1 protein-coding gene is annotated in these 1,010 nt (G+C 61.9%); it reads right to left on the reverse strand.

What is annotated here, in order from left to right; all coding sequences use genetic code 11:
* Positions 1–1,010: condensation domain-containing protein (locus ACH49X_RS32885; protein WP_323124771.1), on the reverse strand; the 1,010-nt coding region annotated here is incomplete at both ends.

A 1,010-nucleotide genomic window follows, 5' to 3' on the forward strand; every position in this document is an offset into this window, starting at 1 on the left:
GGTGTCGTTCCATGCGGTGAGGACGTCATGCCGTTCGGCGTCGGAGAGCAATTCGATCTCACCGACCGGAATATTCGCGTCGGCGACGACAGCAGCGAGGATACGAGACAACCGAGCAACAAAACCCTCCACCGTCGCCCGATCGAACAAATCCGTCGCATACGTCAAAAACCCACCCACACCCCCAGCCGCACCCGACTCCTCATACACATCACCAACAATCAAATGCAAATCGAACTGCGACACATCCACATCAGCATCCACCCCAGCCACCGACAAACCCGGCAACTCCAACACCGCACGCGCCACATTCTGAAACGACAACCCCACCTGGAACAACGGATGACGCGCCGTCGACCGCGGCGGATTCAACACCTCCACCAAACGCTCGAACGGCACATCCGCATGCGCGAACGCCGCCAAAACCCCCTCACGCTGACGCCCCAACAAACCCGCGAACGACTCCCCACCATCAACCCGCGACCGGAACACCACGGTATTGACGAACATACCGATCAAATCATCCAACTCACGCTCACCACGACCCGCCACCGGCGTACCCACAGCAACATCCGAACTGCCCGACAACCGCGCCAACAACACCGCAAACGCCGCATGCACCACCATGAACAACGTCGCACCATGCGCACGAGCAAGTTCCACCAAACCGGCATGCGTCACCGCATCCACACTCACCGGCACCCGCGCACCCGCCAACGACGCCACCACCGGACGCGGCCGATCAGCCGGCAACTCCAGCAAATCCGGCAAACCGGCAAGCTCGGCACGCCAGAACGCGATCTGGCGAGCCGCCAACGACTCGGGATCGGACTCCTCACCCAACACCGCACGCTGCCACAACGCGTAATCCGCATACTGCACCCGCAACGGCGACCACCCCGGCGCATCACCCGAGACACGCGCCGAATACGCCACCATCACATCCCGCACCAACGGACCCATCGACGACGCATCCGCCGCGATATGATGCACCACCACCACCAGCACAT

The organism is Nocardia sp. NPDC019323 (assembly GCF_044389845.1).
Lineage (GTDB): Bacteria > Actinomycetota > Actinomycetes > Mycobacteriales > Mycobacteriaceae > Nocardia > Nocardia implantans.